Here is a 15,965-nt window from a genome sequence, read left to right on the forward strand (position 1 = left end):
GCGTCACGCTACGACACCGGATCGGGTTACCCGGCGGTATCACCCAGACCAGCGGTATCCAGCAGCCAGGCGTACTCGAACGCCACCTCGCGCCATTGCGCGTACCGCCCGCTCACCCCGCCGTGCCCGGCACTCATCTCGGTCTTCAACAGCAGCGGTGCGGTACCGGTCTTGGTTGCGCGCAGCCGGGCAACCCACTTGGCCGGCTCGACGTAGAGCACCCGCGTGTCGTTGATACTGGTCACCGCGAGAATCGCCGGGTAGTCCTGGGCGGTGACGTTCTCGTACGGCGAGTACGCCTTCATGTAGGCGTAGACCTCGGGGTCGTCCAACGGATTGCCCCACTCGTCCCACTCGATCACGGTCAGCGGCAACGACGGGTCGAGGATCGAGGTCAACGGATCCACGAACGGCACGTTGGCCAGAATCCCGGCGAACAGCTCCGGCGCCAGGTTCGCCACCGCGCCCATCAGCAATCCACCGGCGCTGCCGCCGTCGGCGACCAACCGGCTCGGGGTGGTCATCCCGGTGTCGATCAGGTGCTGGGCACAGGCGACGAAGTCGGTGAAGGTATTGGTCTTGCTCAGCTTCTTGCCGTTCTCGTACCACAACCGACCCAGTTCCCCACCGCCCCGCACGTGCGATACCGCGAAGACCATGCCGCGGTCCAGCAGGGACAGCCGAGCAACCGAAAATCCCGGGTCGATGCTGGCCTCGTAGGAGCCGTAGCCGTAGAGCAAGGTCGGCGCCGGCTGGGGGATCCCCTTCCGCCGGACGACCGAGATCGGCACCCGGGTGCCGTCTGCGGCCGTGGCCCACTCCTGGAACTGCTCGTAGGCGCCGGCGTCGTAGCCGCCCAGCACCGGCTGCTCCTTGCGCAGGTACCGTTCCCCGCTGGTCAGGTCGTAGTCGAACACCTGCACCGGAGTGAGGTAGGACGTCAATCCGACCCGCAGCAACGGCTGACTCCACTCCGGGTTTCCCACCGTCCCGACCGAGAACAGCGCCAGGTCGGTCGCCAGCTCCCGGCGCTCGCCGTAGCCGTCCGCGGTCAGCGGCCAGATGTCGAGCCGCGGCAATGCGTCGCGTCGATAGCTGAGCACCAGGTGATGCTCGAACGCGGCGATATCTTCCAGCCGGACCGTGTCGTCATGCGCGATCAGCGTGGTCAGCCGGGTCGGGTCGGCCACCGGAGCTGCCGCCAGCATGAAGTTCTCCGCCTTGACGCCCCCGGCCGGATCGCCACCGGCCGGATACCCGTTGTGCAGATAGAGGAAAACGTCCTCGCCACCGACGACGGCGTGCGTGACGTCGTACTCGATACCTTCCACCCGGGGCAGCAACACCCGGAACTCGCCCTCGGGATCGGCCATCTCCAGCACCCGGAGCTCGCTCGTGATCTTCGAGCTGGAACCGGCGATCAGGTACTTCCGTGACCGGGTGGCTGCGATGCCGGCCCAGAACCGCTCGTCCGGCTCGTGATACACCCGCACGTCGGCGCTCCGGTCGGTGCCCAGCCGGTGCCGCCAGACCGAATCCGGTCGCCACGCCGCATCCATCGTCCGATAGAAGACGTAGGCGCCGTCGTCGGTCCAGGTGGCCCCGGGCGCCACATCGTCGATCTCGTCCGGCAGCAACTCGCCGGTGCCCAGGTCCTTGAACCGCAACGTGTACCGCTCACCGCCGGTGACGTCGGTGGCAAACGCCAGCAGGCCACCATCTTCGGACACCGTGCAAGCACCGAGGGCGAAGAAGTCATGGCCCTCGGCCAGCAGGTTGCTGTCGAGCAGTACCTGCTCGTCGGCCGGCTCGGCGTCCGCGATCAACTCGGGCGGCGTCCAGTCGTCCGGTCCGGCTACCGGACGGCGACACTCCATCCCGTACTGCTTACCCTCGAAGGAGCGCGAGTAGTACCAGTAGTCGCCCATCCGGGTCGGCACCGATAGATCGGTTTCCTGAGTCCGCGCCTTGATCTCCTCGAAGATCTTTTCCTGCAACGGTTTCAGGTGCGCGGTCTGGGCGTCGGTCCAGGCGTTCTCCGCCTCCAGATAGGCGATCACTGCCGGATCGTCCTTTTCCCGCAACCACTCGTACTGGTCGACGACCGTGTCGCCGTGGTGGGTGCGTTCGACCGGAACACACTTGGCCACCGGCGGATCAGACACAACTTCAGGCCCCATGAGACCTAACCGTACGTGGTGCCGTACCGGACCGGTTCAGCCGAGCCCGGTTGCCGCCGGCCGCGCCCAGTCGGCGAAACGCCGGTCCGAGATACGTTCGTAGGCATCGATATACCGAGCACGAGTAGCGGCGACGACAGCATCCGGCAGGGCCGGGGGCGGCGTACCGGAGTCGCGGTCCCAGCCGGAGTCCGGCCCGGTCAACCAGTTCCGCACATACTGCTTGTCGAAGCTGGACTGCACCGTTCCGGGCGTGTACTCGGCGGCCGGCCAGTAGCGCGACGAATCGGGGGTGAGCACCTCGTCGGCCAGCACCAGCTCGCCGGACTCGTCCCGACCGAACTCGAACTTGGTGTCGGCCAGGATCACCCCGCGTTGCTCGGCGTAGGCAGCCGCGCGGAAGTACAGGTCGATGCTGTCCTCGCGGAGCCGGAAGGCCAGCTCCGGGCCGAGCAGATCCGACACCGCAGCGAACTCCATGGCCGCATCGTGCGCACCGACCGGGGCTTTCGTGGTCGGGGTGAAGATCGGATCGTCGAGCTTGGCGGATTCGACCAGGCCTGCCGGCAGGTCGATCCCGCACACCGAACCGCTGCGCCGGTACTCGGTCAAGCCGGAGCCGGTCAGGTACCCGCGGACCACGCATTCGACCGGGATCATCGCCAATCGCCGAACCACCATCGCCCGGCCCAACACCGCGTCCGGGATTCGCGGGTCGTCGGGCGGGCCGGCCAGGTGGTTGTTGCCACCGAGCAGATCGAAGTAGAAGAAGCTCATCGCGGTCAACACCCGACCCTTGTCCGGGATCGGCGTGCTCAGGACGTGGTCGAACGCCGAGATCCGGTCGGTGGCCACCAGCAGCAGGTGCTCGTCGTCGACGGCATACAGCTCCCGCACCTTGCCGCCGGCCAGGTGCGGATATGACTCCAGAGAAGGACGCATCGCGCCGAGCCTAGCCGCCGATCGCCCGCGTCCGGGTCAGTCGGCCCGGTCCAGGGCGCCGCGGATCGAACCGGCCAGGTAGTCGAGATCGGCGCGCGGCGGAAACCGCACCCGGAACTGCAGCCGGAAGCCGTCGTCCACGGTGCGCGGAATGACGTGCAGATGCACGTGGAACACCTCCTGGCCGGCCACCACCCCGTCGGCGAGAAAGAAGTTCACCCCGTCGCAGCCGACCTCGCTGGCGCGCAGCGCGGCAGCCAGCCGCTGCCCCACCGCGAACAGCTTGCCGCCGACCGCGGGGTCCAGTTCGGCGAGGCTGCGCGCGGGAATTTTCGGGACGACCAACAGGTGCCCCGGGGTGATCGGCCGAATGTCCATGAACGCACACACGTCGTCGTCCTCGTACACCTTGCTCGCCGGTGCCCGGCCGGCGACGATGTCGCCGAAGATCGTGTAGGGGTCCACACCGTCGACCGTACCGACCCGACCGGGCGGAAAGTTCCACCGAGCGAACGACACCGAGCGGCCGGCCGGGCTGGGACCATGCTTTCAATTGCTCGTTACGATGAAATGTGCCGGCGACGCTCGGGCCGTCCGGTAGTCGAGATCGGTTCCAGGAGGTCAAGGAAAATGAGCGTCAGTCTCGCCAAAGGCGGAAACGTCTCGCTGAGCAAGCAGGCGCCGAATCTGCGGCAGGTCGCGGTCGGGCTGGGTTGGGACGTGCGATCCACCACCGGCGCCGACTACGACCTCGACGCCAGCGCCATCGCCACCGGAGCGAACCGGCGGGTGCTGTCGGATCAATACTTCGTCTTCTTCAACAACCTGCGTTCGCCGGACGGTTCGATCGAGCACACCGGCGACAACCTCACCGGGGAGGGCGAGGGCGACGACGAGGTGATCAATGTCGATCTGGCGGCGGTACCACCGACCGTGACCACCATCGTCTTCCCGGTCTCGATCTACGACGCCGACACCCGGCAGCAGAGCTTCGGTCAGGTCCGCAACGCCTACATCCGGATCGTGGATCGTGACACCGATCGAGAACTGGCTCGCTACGACCTGTCCGAGGACGCGTCCACCGAGACGTCGATGGTGTTCGGCGAGCTCTACCGGCACAACGACGAGTGGAAGTTCCGCGCGATCGGGCAGGGCTACGCCTCCGGCCTGCGTGGGATCGCCCTCGACTACGGCGTGAACGTCGGCTGAGCCGCCGCCGGCGGTCCCGGCCGAGCCGGGTCCGGTCTACAGAATCGCGGCCGGCGCGTAGTCGGCCGCGCCGGGATAGCGCCGGACCAGGGCATCGACCGCCGCGACCACCTGCGATACCTGGGTGGGCGCGGCGCCGATGAAGACCGCCCGGTCGGCGAGCGCGGCAGCCAACGCAGCCCGGTCCAGTGGTAGCCGCGGATCGGCGGCGAGGCGATCCAGCAGGTCCGGCTCTCGACCTTGTTCGCGCATGGCCAGCGCCACCGCCACCGCATGTTCCTTGATCACCTCGTGCGATACCTCCCGGCCCACGCCGGCCCGCACCGCGGCCAGCAGAATCCGGGTGGTGGCCAGGAACGGCAGGTAGCGGTCGAGTTCCCGGGCGATCACCGCCGGGTACGCACCGAACTCGGCGAGCACCGTCAGGAACGTCTCCAACATCCCGTCGATCGCGAAGAACGCGTCGGGCAGCGCCACCCGGCGCACGACCGAACAGAACACATCACCTTCGTTCCACTGCGCACCGGCCAGCTCGGCGGCCATCCCGGCGTACCCACGCAGGACCACCTGCAGCCCGTTCACCCGCTCGCACGAACGGGTGTTCATCTTGTGCGGCATCGCCGACGAGCCGACCTGACCGGGCTGGAAACCCTCGGTGACCAGCTCGTGCCCGGCCATCAACCGGATCGTGTGGGCGAACGACGACGGTGCCGCACCCAGCTGCACCAACGCACTCACCACGTCGTGGTCGAGCGAGCGCGGGTAGATCTGCCCGACGCTGGTCAGCACCTGCGCGAAACCCAGATGGGTCGCGACCCGACGCTCCAACTCGGCCACCTTGGCCGGATCCCCGTCGAACAGATCCAGCATGTCCTGCCCGGTGCCCATCGGGCCCTTGATCCCGCGCAACGGGTAGCGCTCGATCAGCTCGGCGAGCCGGGTCAGGGCAACCAGCAACTCATCAGCAACGGAAGCGAATCGCTTGCCCAGCGTGGTCGCCTGGGCGGCGACGTTGTGCGATCGCCCGGTCAGCACCGTCGCGGAGTATTCGACGGCGCGCTCGGCCAGTCGCGCCGCGACCGCCACGCCGTGCGCGTGCACGTAGCGCAACGACTCCAGGATCTGCAGCTGCTCGATGTTCTCGGTGAGGTCGCGACTGGTCATTCCCTTGTGCACATGTTCGTGCCCGGCCAGCGCGTTGAACTCCTCGATTCGAGCTTTCACATCGTGCCGGGTAACCCGCTCGCGCGCGGCGATCGAGGCGAGGTCCACCGCACCGAGCACCCGTTCGTAGTCGGCGATCACGCCATCGGGTACCGCGACACCCAGTTCCGCCTGCGCACGAAGCACTTCCAGCCACAACCGGCGCTCCAGCACCACCTTGTGCTCCGGCGACCACATCCGGGTCAGTTCCGGGCTGGCATAGCGAGCAGCGAGAACGTTCGGCACGACGGTCACGTCGCGCCAGTTTAGCGGCCGCCGACCGGCAGCCTCAGCGATCCACCTGTGGGGCAACCACGTCGACGATCTCCAGCAGCGCTTCCCGGGCGGTACCGCGGGGGTCCGGATCCGCCTCGCTGAGCGCGCCGACCACCGCGCCGTCGACCACGCCGGCCAACCGACGCACCTGTTCCGGCGAGGTGATTCGGCCGCACCGGCGGATCACCTCGGCGAGCAGTTCGTCGATCTGGGCCCGCAGCTGTCGCTGCACCGCCCGCAACTCCGGATGTCGGGCGGACGCGACGAACCGCTCGTACCGGGCGATGAGATGCTCGCGCGCCGACTCGTCGGTCTCCGCCGAAACCAGCAGATCCAGCATCAGATCGACGGTCGCCTCGGGCCCCCGGCGGCGGTGGCTGATCCGGTGCACCCGATCCCGCATCGCGGTCAGTTCCTCGGCCCCGGTGAACTCGACAGCGCAGGCGATCAGCTCGTCGAGCGACTCGAAGTAGTAGGTGGTCGAGGCAAGCGGAAGCCGGGCCCGAGTGGCCACCGAACGATGCCGAACCGCGTCGAAGCCGCCCTCGAGCAACAACTCGGACGCCGCCTCTACCAGGGCGTGGCGGCGCCGCTCCCCCTTTGGAGTCACGGCGGTGGTCACGCCACAATCGTGCCAGGCAGGCGCGCCGAGTTCGGTCGAATTGCCCAAGCTGGCCGAATGTGACCCGCTACAACACCGTCGCCAATCGGGACAACGCCTCGGCGATCTCCGCACTTCCGCCGGCGAACGAAATCCGCACGCTGCAAACCCCTCTCACGGTGTCGAAATCGATACCGGGCGCCAGCGCGACCCCGGTTCGAGCGAGGATATCGGCACACCATGCCCCAGAATCTCGGGTCAGTTCGGAGATGTCGGCATACGCGTAGAAAGCGCCGTCGGCGGGCGCCAGATCGGTGATTCCCAGTTCCGCCAAACCATCCAGGAGCAATTCCCGATTCGCCGCGTAACGCCGCACATGTCCGGCCAATTCGGTCCGGGACTCGGCAGAGAATGCGGCGATCGCCGCGTATTGGGATATCGCCGGCGGGCAGACGGTCAAGTTCGAGGCGAGTCGTTGCAACGGCCGGCGCAGTTCCGACGGCACCAGCATCCAGCCCAGTCGCCACCCGGTCATCGAGAAGTACTTCGACACCGAGCCGATGACCACCGCCGCGCGGGAGGTCTGCCAGGCGCTCGCGGTCCGCCCGGCGTAGACGATCCCGTGGTAGATCTCGTCCGAGATCAACAGGGTGCCGTGTGCCGAACACCAGCGGGCCAGGGCCGCGAGCTCGTCCGGGTCGATCACCGTGCCGGTCGGGTTTGCCGGACTGGCCACGATCAAGCCCGCCGGCGGCTGCGGCAACGCCGCCAGCATGGCGACGGTCGGCTGGAATCGGCTGGCCGCGCCGCAATCCAGCTCGACGACCCGACAGCCCAGCGCGGTGAGCGTGTTGCGATAGGCGGGGTAGCCGGGCCGGGCCACCACGACGGTGTCGCCGACGTCGAATGCGGCCAGGAAGAGCAGGCTGAATGCACCCGACGAACCGGTGGTGACGACCACGTCGTCGGCCTCGACCTCGATCCCGGAAACCGCCCGGTGATGGGCGGCGATCGCTTCCCGCAGGTCTCGGATACCGAACGTCTCGGTGTAGCCGAGCACCCGCGAGTCCAGCGCCTCCCGGGTGGCGCGCAGGACCGGTCCGGGCGCCGGAGTCGAGGGCTGGCCCGCGCAGAGGATGAGGACGTCTCCGTGCGTCCGGGCACGCTCGTTGGCCGCAGCCAACACGTCCATAACGTGAAACGGCGGAATCCGGGATCGGCTCGATTCGGCTGCCACGACGCAACGCTAACGCCGTAGCAACGGTCCAGGGAACCCATCTCGGACCGCCGACGGCGGGCGCATTCGGCCGGTATCGTCGCAGAGGTGTCTCTCGACCTCGAGTCGGCTCGCGCCGACGAACACCGTGCCGGCACCCTGCCGGTGGCCGACGATGTGACCGAACCGGTGCACGTTGTCGACGTGGTCGAGGACGTGCGCCCGGCGCTTCCCGTCGCGCCCGACCCGCTCGAGCCGGACACCCCCGAGCCATCCGACACCGAGCCGGACACCGCAGGATCCGAGACCGAGCCATCCGACGCCGAGCCGGACACCGCAGGATCCGAGACCCCGACAGCCGAGCCGGATACCGACGCCACCGATCCGGCCGCCGCGGCCCCGGTCGAAGTGGCCCCGGTCGAAGTGGGCGTCGGCCGACGGCGGCGGGACCGGGTCGTGCTCGGCCTGGTAGCCGCACTCGCCTTGGTTGTCGGCGCCGATGCCATCCCGGCGCGCGGTGGCGAGTCGACCGGCGGCGGCCTGCCGGAAGTGCTCGCCTACCAGCCGGTGCCGGGAGCCGTGCCGCTCGATCTGACGCATCCGCAGCAGGTCCTGCTCTCGCCGCGCTCGGTGCAGCGATACCTGAACCAGGTGGCGAACGGCGAGCAGATCCGGGAGCAGCGGGTGGTGGCCGATGCCGCCGCCGCCACCCAACTACGAGCCGGCCTGGCCGCACCGCCGCCGACGGCAGCGTTGCCGTCGGCGGCGTTGCCGGCACCCGCTCCGGCGGGCGGCAGCAGCACGCTGGATCAGGCGAAGCGCGAGGCCGCCGCCGCCGCGGCGGGACAATGGCAGCCGTGGATGGGTGGCTCCCCGTCGGCGTTGGCCGCCGCCGGGATCGGTGGCATCGCGCCGGGCGCGAACGGCTTCGTCGTCCCGGCCCGGGGTACGTTCACCTCCGCGTTCGGTCCCCGCTGGGGCACCTACCACCAGGGCATCGACATCGCCAATGCGATCGGTACCCCGATCTACGCGGTCGCGGCCGGCACGGTGATCGACGCCGGCCCGGCCAGCGGCTTCGGTCTGTGGGTGCGCATCCGGCACGACGACGGCACGATCACCGTCTACGGCCACATGTACGACTTCTTCGTCTCGGTCGGCGAGCGAGTTCCGGCCGGGATGCAGATCGCCCGGATCGGTAACCGCGGCGACTCGTCCGGCCCGCATCTGCACTTCGAGGTGATCGTCGACGGGCAGCACGTGGACCCGCAGCTGTGGCTGGCGCAGCGCGGGATCGCGCTCACCTCGTGACCGACCCCGGGTTCATTCGGACGGTGCTGACCTGCCGGCTCGGACTCGAATCCGATCTGCCACCGCGGCGGCGGCAATATCGGTGCGGTAGTGACTACCCGGCAACTTGATCGCAGCCAGTCGGTCGTAGGCCTGTTCCCGGGCCGCTGCCAGGTCCGGCCCGGTGCCGATCACGCTGAGCACCCGGCCGCCGGCGGACACCACGGCGCCGTCGTCCCGCACGACCGTCCCGGCATGCAGTACCCCCGGTCCGCCGGCCCCGGTGATCACATCCCCCACGCGCGGGACGCCCGGATAGTTCTCCGCGGCCACCACGACAGTCACCGCGGCGCCGTCGCGCCACCGCAGCGGCGGTACCTCGGCGAGCCGCCCGGTCGCCGTCGCGTGCAACAGTTCGGCGAGCGGACTGTCCAGCAGGGCCAGCACCGCCTGGGTCTCCGGATCACCGAAGCGGCAGTTGAACTCGACCACCGCCGGCCCGTCCGCTCCGATCGCCAGGCCGGTGTACAGCAGCCCGGAGAAGGCGCTGTCGCGGGCCACCAGCTCGGCGGCGACCGGCGCGACGATCTCGTCGACGATCCGGGTGACCATCTCCGGCGGTAGCCACGGTAGCGGGGTGTAGGCGCCCATCCCGCCGGTGTTCGGACCGGCGTCGCCGTCGCCCACCCGCTTGTGGTCCTGCGCGGGCAGCAGCGGCACCACGGTCGGCCCGTCGACCAGACAGAACAGCGACACCTCGGGGCCGTCGAGGAACGACTCCAGCAACACCGGGTGGCCCTTTTCCAGCAACTCGGCGGCGTGATCGCGAGCGACCGATCGATCGGTGGTCACCACCACGCCCTTGCCGGCGGCCAGGCCGTCGTCCTTGACCACCCAGGTCGGGCCGAACCGATCGAGCGCGGCGTCGAGCCGTGCCGGGGTGTCCACCACTTCGGCGTGCGCGGTACGCACGCCCGCCGCCGCCATCACATCCTTGGCGAACGCCTTGGAACCCTCGATCCGGGCGGCCGCGGCCGACGGTCCGAAGCAGGCGATCCCGGCGGACCGGACCGCGTCGGCGACCCCGCGCACCAGCGGCACCTCGGGCCCGATCACCACCAAGTCGGCAGCCACCGCGCGGGCGAGTGCGACAACCTCGGCTCCCGACGACACGTCCACCGGGGCGGTCTGCGCGATCCGGGCGATCCCGGCGTTCCCCGGAGCCGCGAAAAGTCCGGTGACCCGAGGGTCACCGGACATCGCGGCCAGCAGAGCATGCTCTCGGGCTCCGGACCCGATCACGAGTACGTGCACCCGGAGCACCTTACGCGCAGGTCAACCGATGATCAGCCGGCGGTCAGGTCGTAGAGCGTGACCCCGTCCACCTCCTTCGCGGTGAAGGTCTGCTCCACCCACTGCGTGATCTCCGCCGACGTGCCGACTCCCCGGCCACCGAAACCCATGCCACCACCCGCGATGAAATAGTGGATCCGGCCGTCCCGGACGTACTCCTGGAATTGGGCCAGGGTCGGCGACGGATCGGTGCCGTTGAACCCGCCGATCGGCATCACCGGCAACTGCGTGGCCAGCTGGTAGCCGGCGGCGCTGTTCGCGCCCACGGTCGCCGCCACCCAGGTGTAATCCGCACTATCGGCGAGCAACGCAGCCGTCACCGCCGGGCCCGGCTTACTGCCCTCGAGCAGACCGCCGGCCGGTCCACCCATTCCCCGCTCGGCCGCACCCCGGGCATCGGTGCCACCCGGCATCCCCGGCATCCCACCGGCCGGCATCCCCGGCATCCCACCGGCCGGCATCCCCGGCATCCCACCGGCCGGCATCCCCGGCATCCCACCCGGACCCCGGCCACCACCCGGGCCGAAGCCGGTGCCGGGACCGGCGGACACGATCCCGCCGTGGTGCGGGGTGGCGATCGTGTCGGCAGCGTATGCCACCGGTCCGGCCAGGGCAGCGAAGGCAGCGACCAGCGCGGTAACCATCCCGGCCCGGCCGGCTGTCGCCTGCGGTACCAGGAGCAGCACCACCCCGACGACCGCAGCCACGACCACCAGCCACCGCAGCCACGGCACGAAGTCCGGCGTGCGATCGAGCAGCACCCACGCCATCCACCCGGTCGCCGCGAGCGTCCCGGCCAGCGCGGCACGCACCCAGGCACGGTCTCGCACCCGCCAACCCAGCACCACCCCGGCACCGACCAGCGCCGCGACGGCCGGCGCCAACGCCACCGTGTAGTACTCGTGGAAGATCCCCTGCATGAAGCTGAAGGTCAGGCCGGTGATCAGGAGCCAGCCGCCCCAGACCAGCAAGGCCGCCCGCGGTGCATCGGTACGCGGCGCGCGGCCGCGCAACACCAAGCCCAGCACCAGCAGCGCGAGTGCGGCCGGGAGGAGCCAGGCGATCTGACCGCCCTGTGCCGGCTCGAACATCCGCCAGATACCGGCCGAACCCCACGGCCCGCCGCCGCCCGGCATTCCCGCGCCGCCGGGGAGCTCGCCGCCCGGGAATTGCTCGGCCAACTGTTCGAACATGCCCGGACCGACGCTGCCGCGTTCGTTGCCGTTGAGCCGACCCAGCCCGTTGTAGCCGAAGGTCAGCTCGAGGATCGAGTTGTTCTGCGAGCCGCCGATCCACGGCCGCGACGACGCCGGCCACAGTTCCACCGCCGCAACCCACCAGCCGGCCGCGACCACCAACGACGCACCGGCAGCGAGGAGCTGCCCGATCCGCTTGGCCAGGCCGGGCGGCCCGGCGAGCAGATAGGTGAGCGCCAGCGCCGGCACGATCAGCAACACCTGCAGCTGCTTGGTGAGAAACCCGAAGCCGACCAGCGCACCGGTCGCCACCAGCCAGCGGGTGCGGCCGTCTTCCACTGCCCGCAGCAGTGTGGCCACTGCAGCGATCATCAGCAGCACCAACAGTGCGTCGGGATTGTCGTAGCGGAACATCAGCGCGGCCACCGGGGTGACCGCCAACACCAGGCCGGCGATCAGCCCGGCCGCGGCCCCGAACTGGCGACGCATGGTCGCCCAGAGCAACGCCACCGAGCCGACGCCGATCAGCACCTGCGGGACCAGCACGCTCCAGCTGCTCAGGCCGAACAGTCGGACCGACAGTGCCATCACCCAGACCGAAGCCGGCGGCTTGTCGACGGTGATCGAGTTCGCCGCATCGGAGGAGCCGAAGAAGAAGGCCTTCCAGGACACCGACCCGGCCTGGGCGGCTGCGGCGTAGAACGCGTTGCCCCAGCCGGACGCGCTCAGGTTCCACAGGTACGCGACGGCGGTGCCGACCAGCAGCAACGCCAACGCGGGGTACTCCCATCGCGGGCGCCCGGCCGGCGCCGCCGCGGGTTCGGGCGACGGAGCGGTCCGCGGCCGGTGTAGTCCGGTGACGGTCATCGCGCGGCCGCCCGGAACACCCAGCGCAACCCGATGAACCGGACCAGCGTGGCGACCAGGTTCGCCACCACGAGCACCGCGAGTTCCAGATGCTTGGACGCGGCCGGATATCCGTGCTGCAGGACGAAGAGCGAGCCGCTGGTGAGCAGCAGGCCGAACCCGAAGATGAGCAAGCCCTGGGCCTGGTGCCGCACCATCCCGGACGCGCCGGCGACGCCGAAGGTGAACGACCGGTTCGCCGCCGTGTTGAAGATCGCGGTCAGCAACAGCGCGAACAGGTTGGCCGCCTGCGCCCCGACGATCGAATGCAACGCCAGGTAGAGCACGGCGTAAGCGACGGTGCTGGCCACGCCGATGATGGCGAACCGGACCAACTGACCGACCATGCCGACCGGCACGCCGGGCACCAGCGGCTCCCGGCCGAGCGCGGCCCGAACCTCGTCCAGCGGCAGCGTTCCGTTGCCCAATGCCCGACCGAGTCGCCAGATCCCGCGGAGGTCCTTGCGGGCGGTGTCGATGATGTCGACCCGACTGTCGGCATCATCGATCCAATCGACCGGCACCTCGTGGATGCGGAGCCCGGCCCGCTCGGCGATCACCAGCAGCTCGGTGTCGAAGAACCACTCGCCGTCGGCCACCAGCGGCAGCAGACGCCGGGCCACATCGGTGCGGATCGCCTTGAACCCGCACTGGGCGTCGGCGAACCGGGTACGCAAGGACGTGCGCAGCAACAGGTTGTAGCAGCGGGAGATGATCTCCCGCTTCGGGCCGCGGACCACGCGCGAACCCCGGCTGAGCCGGCTGCCGACGGCGATGTCGGAATGCCCGGACAGCAGTGGCGCGACCAGCGGCAACAGCGCGTTGAGGTCGGTGGACAGGTCGACATCCATGTAGGCGACCACGTCGGCGTCCGAGGCCGACCAGGCCGACCGCAACGCCCGACCTCGACCCTTCACGTCCAGGTGCAATACCCGCACCCCGTCGAGTTCGGCGGCGAGTTCGTGCGCTACCGCAAGTGTCGAATCGGTGCTGGCGTTGTCGGCAATGGTGATCTGAGCGCGATAGGGCAGACCGGTCCGCAGGAAGCCATGCAACCGCCGGACACACGTAGCCAGGTCGCGCTCCTCGTTGTAGACGGGGACGACGATGTCGATCGTCGCCGCCTCGGTCGGCGCGGGGCGCACCCTCGCCGGGTCCGGATCGGTCATTACTTTCGTCATGGGCGCAACTCTTGTCGGTGGAGCTGACCCATCCCTGCGTCGAAGCTGGGAAGAAGCTGGCAACGCCGGAGCGGGCGTCGGCCCGGCCGGGATAGGCTCACGCCATGGCAACGGTGTTCAGCGCGATCATCGCGGGCGACCTGCCGGGACGGTTCGTCTGGGCGGACGACGAGTGCGTCGCGTTTTTGACCATTGCGCCGGTCACCCAGGGGCACACCCTGGTGGTTCCGCGCGCCGAGATCGATCAGTGGCAGGATCTCGACCCGGCGACGTTCGGCCGGCTCACCGAGGTATCGCAGAAGATCGGGCAGGCCGTCCGGCGGGCGTTCGACGCACCCCGCGCCGGATTGCTGATCGCCGGGCTCGAAGTGCCCCACCTGCACCTGCACGTGTTCCCGGCCTACGACCTGGGCGATTTCGACATCGCCGGCGCCGAGCAGAACCCGACCCCGGAGTCGTTGGACGAGGCCCAAGCCAAGATCATCGCGGCGCTGCGCGAGCTGGGCTACGCCGCCGGCGTGCCGGACTGATTCCAGCGGTACCCGCCGCACGGGCGCCGGATTCAGCTGTTCGGCCGATACCCCACGGGGAATTCGATCCATAGGCTCGACGACGTCCTCCACCGGAGGACGATCCGGAAGGATCGAGCACGACAGTGGAGAATACCCGTGGACCCCGTTGCATTGTTTCTGATCGTGGTTCCCTGCTATCTGATCGTCGGCATAGCGGTAGCGAAGATTCTGTACCGGCGGCGACACGGCGTCCGAATCAAGATCTACGGCGGCGGCGTCGACGCCATTCCTGCCTTGCCGTACATGCTTTTCTGGCCGGTTTATCTGCTGGTCCCCGGCCTGCGCAACCGGGACCTGTGCCGGTGCCCGGCGCACGTCATGGCACGCGACGAGGCCCGAGCCGGCTACGAGCGGCTTCAGGCTGCTGCTGAGCGCGACGAACAGTTCCGTCGTCGCTGACATCTGCCGGCATTCGCGGCAGCTCCACGGTGAACGTGGTTCCGACACCCAGCTCGGTATCCACCGACACCGTGCCGCCGTGGGCGTCGACCAACGACGACACGATCGACAATCCCAACCCGGTGCCGCCGGTGTGCCGGGTGCGCGACCCGTCGGTGCGGTAGAACCGCTCGAAGACCCGAGCCGCATCCTCCGGGGCCATCCCCGGCCCGGTATCGATCACCTGCACGGCAACCTGCTCCGGCCGCGGCACCAGCCGGACCGTGACCTGCGCGTCCGCCGGAGTGTGCGATATCGCATTGCCGACCAGGTTCGACAGCACCTGCCGCAGCCGCGGCTCGTCCCCGGCGACTTCCACCCCGCCCGGGCCGGTACCGACCTCGAGCCGGATGTCGCGCTCGGGCGACCGCGCTCGCGCGTCGCGGACCGCATCGCCGGCCAGCGTCAGCAGGTCGACCGGCGTCCGGTCCAACGGCCGCTGCGCATCCAGCCTGGCCAGCATGAGCAGGTCTTCGACCAGCATGCCCATCCGGACCGCTTCGCTCTCGATCCGGCCCATCAGCATGGACGTATCGGTGGTCGCGCCCTGCCGGAACAGCTCGGCGTAACCGCGGATGGTGGTCAGCGGGGTGCGTAGCTCGTGGCTGGCGTCGGCGACGAAACGGCGCATCCGGGATTCGGACTGCCGCGCCGCGTCCTCCGACGCAGCCGTCGCGGCGTAGCCCCGCTGGATCTGCGACAGCATCTCGTTGAGCGCCTGCGCCAGCCGGTCCACCTCGGTGTTCGTGCCCCGAACCGGCACCCGGCGATGCAGGTCACCGGCCGCGATCGCCACCGCGGTCCGTTCCACCTCGACCAAGGGGCGCAGACTGCGCCGGATCACGAAATAGGCAGCGACGCCGAGCGCAACCAGGACGGCCGCGCCGATCCCGAGTTGCAGCACGACCAGCCGGTCGACCGTGTCGTCGACGTCGGTGAGCCGGATCGCGATGGTCGTCCTGCCCGCCGGGGTGCTGCTGCCGATCGCCCGCCAGCGCACCGACGAGCCGTCCAGCGAGCCGACCGTGACCGGGCGGCCGGGGCCGAGCTGGTCCGGCGGCGGCACCTCGTCCAGGTCGGGCGTCACGACACCGTCGTTCAGCACGAACACCACCTGCCCGGTGGAATCCCGGGTCTCCACGTAGAAGAGACTGGGCGGGCGGCCGGGATCGGGGTCCGCATCCCGGTCGGCGAACGGCGGCGGCGCGGGTCGGGCCCGCGCCCAGCCGTGCGCGGCATCGCGCAGCTGTTGGTCCGCGCGTGAGATCAGCGACTTCTCGATCGCCGAGGTGACCGCGACGCCCGAGGCGAACAGGCCGAACCCGGCGAGCATGACCAACGCGACGACGAGCAGCACTCGCAACGGTATTCCGGCGATCGCGGTCCGAACCCGGCCGAGCAT

General features: G+C 69.6%; 13 protein-coding genes. 3 read left to right on the forward strand and 10 right to left on the reverse strand.

The features are described 5' to 3' along the window. Positions 1-26 precede the first annotated feature (26 nt). From KV203_RS16935 to KV203_RS16945, 3 genes are read right to left on the reverse strand one after another with little or no spacing between them, the layout of a single operon-like run. Positions 27-2,180, reverse strand: coding sequence for a S9 family peptidase (locus tag KV203_RS16935; RefSeq protein WP_066474133.1), 2,154 nt, complete (start codon positions 2,178-2,180; stop codon positions 27-29). Between the two features lie 36 nt (positions 2,181-2,216). After that, on the reverse strand, positions 2,217-3,122 hold the full coding sequence (locus KV203_RS16940; RefSeq protein ID WP_066474136.1) for a phosphoribosylaminoimidazolesuccinocarboxamide synthase: 906 nt from the start codon (positions 3,120-3,122) through the stop codon (positions 2,217-2,219). Between the two features lie 36 nt (positions 3,123-3,158). Next, positions 3,159-3,587, reverse strand: a complete 429-nt coding sequence (locus tag KV203_RS16945) for an HIT family protein (protein ID WP_066474302.1) — start codon at positions 3,585-3,587, stop codon at positions 3,159-3,161. Between the two features lie 165 nt (positions 3,588-3,752). Here KV203_RS16945 and KV203_RS16950 point away from each other — a divergent pair, with 165 nt between their 5' ends. Beyond that, on the forward strand, positions 3,753-4,331 hold the full coding sequence (locus tag KV203_RS16950; RefSeq protein WP_066474139.1) for a TerD family protein: 579 nt from the start codon (positions 3,753-3,755) through the stop codon (positions 4,329-4,331). A 36-nt stretch (positions 4,332-4,367) separates the two neighbouring features. Here the strand turns inward: KV203_RS16950 and purB are convergent, their stop codons facing one another. The 3 genes from purB to KV203_RS16965 form a co-directional block, all read right to left on the reverse strand. After that, complete coding sequence (purB, locus tag KV203_RS16955; protein ID WP_066474304.1) at positions 4,368-5,732, reverse strand: adenylosuccinate lyase; 1,365 nt, start codon at positions 5,730-5,732, stop codon at positions 4,368-4,370. Between the two features lie 91 nt (positions 5,733-5,823). After that, positions 5,824-6,432 (reverse strand): TetR/AcrR family transcriptional regulator, encoded by a 609-nt coding sequence (locus KV203_RS16960; RefSeq protein ID WP_066474145.1) that lies wholly within the window; start codon positions 6,430-6,432, stop codon positions 5,824-5,826. 67 nt (positions 6,433-6,499) lie between these two features. Beyond that, positions 6,500-7,648, reverse strand: coding sequence for a pyridoxal phosphate-dependent aminotransferase (locus tag KV203_RS16965; protein ID WP_157079954.1), 1,149 nt, complete (start codon positions 7,646-7,648; stop codon positions 6,500-6,502). Positions 7,649-7,735: 87 nt separating this feature from the next. Here KV203_RS16965 and KV203_RS19805 point away from each other — a divergent pair, with 87 nt between their 5' ends. Then, positions 7,736-8,938 (forward strand): M23 family metallopeptidase, encoded by a 1,203-nt coding sequence (locus tag KV203_RS19805; RefSeq protein WP_066474148.1) that lies wholly within the window; start codon positions 7,736-7,738, stop codon positions 8,936-8,938. Positions 8,939-8,950: 12 nt separating this feature from the next. On the opposite strand, the gene purD is transcribed toward KV203_RS19805, so the two are convergent. The 3 genes from purD to KV203_RS16985 are packed head-to-tail and all read right to left on the reverse strand — an operon-like array spanning position 8,951 to position 13,553. Next, positions 8,951-10,231, reverse strand: coding sequence for a phosphoribosylamine--glycine ligase (purD, locus tag KV203_RS16975; protein WP_066474305.1), 1,281 nt, complete (start codon positions 10,229-10,231; stop codon positions 8,951-8,953). 32 nt (positions 10,232-10,263) lie between these two features. Further along, complete coding sequence (locus tag KV203_RS16980; protein ID WP_066474149.1) at positions 10,264-12,333, reverse strand: glycosyltransferase family 39 protein; 2,070 nt, start codon at positions 12,331-12,333, stop codon at positions 10,264-10,266. After that, on the reverse strand, positions 12,330-13,553 hold the full coding sequence (locus KV203_RS16985) for a bifunctional glycosyltransferase family 2/GtrA family protein (RefSeq protein ID WP_066474152.1): 1,224 nt from the start codon (positions 13,551-13,553) through the stop codon (positions 12,330-12,332). Before KV203_RS16985 ends, KV203_RS16980 begins: the two co-directional genes overlap by 4 nt. A 104-nt stretch (positions 13,554-13,657) precedes the next feature. On the opposite strand from KV203_RS16985, the gene KV203_RS16990 reads away from it, so the two are divergent. Then, positions 13,658-14,083: an HIT family protein gene (locus KV203_RS16990; protein WP_066474159.1), complete on the forward strand. Its 426-nt coding sequence runs from the start codon at positions 13,658-13,660 to the stop codon at positions 14,081-14,083. A gap of 358 nt (positions 14,084-14,441) precedes the next feature. Here the strand turns inward: KV203_RS16990 and KV203_RS16995 are convergent, their stop codons facing one another. Continuing rightward, entirely contained in the window at positions 14,442-15,965 is a 1,524-nt protein-coding gene (locus KV203_RS16995) for a sensor histidine kinase (RefSeq protein WP_083530307.1), read from the reverse strand.

The organism is Skermania piniformis, assembly GCF_019285775.1.
Lineage (GTDB): Bacteria > Actinomycetota > Actinomycetes > Mycobacteriales > Mycobacteriaceae > Skermania > Skermania pinensis.